The sequence below is a fragment of the Escherichia sp. AM3 genome (assembly GCF_032029835.1).
In the GTDB taxonomy this organism is placed as follows: domain Bacteria; phylum Pseudomonadota; class Gammaproteobacteria; order Enterobacterales; family Enterobacteriaceae; genus Escherichia; species Escherichia coli.
This window is the reverse complement of the sequence record NZ_JAVUPQ010000815.1, coordinates 1-304: the sequence shown is the minus strand read 5'-3', so window position 1 is coordinate 304 and position 304 is coordinate 1. Positions and strand designations below refer to the sequence as shown.

1 protein-coding gene is annotated in these 304 nt (G+C 57.2%); it reads left to right on the top strand.

The window, feature by feature from the left end; translation table 11 throughout:
• The coding region (locus tag RTW80_RS28520; RefSeq protein WP_312721463.1) for an AMP-binding protein at positions 1 to 304 on the top strand (304 nt) is incomplete at both ends.

Here is a 304-nt window from a genome sequence, read left to right as displayed (position 1 = left end):
ACCACCGGCGTGGCGAAAGGGGCGATGCTGACCCACCGAAATATGCTGGCGAACCTTGAGCAGGTTAATGCCACCTACGGGCCGCTGCTGCACCCGGGCAAGGAGCTGGTGATCACCGCGCTTCCGCTGTATCACATTTTTGCGCTGACCATGAACTGCCTGCTGTTTATTGAGCTTGGCGGTCAAAACGTATTGATCACCAACCCGCGCGACAGTCCGGGGCTGGTCAAAGAGCTGGCGAAATACCCGTTCACCGCCATGACCGGCGTGAACACCCTGTTTAACGCGCTGCTTAACAATAAAG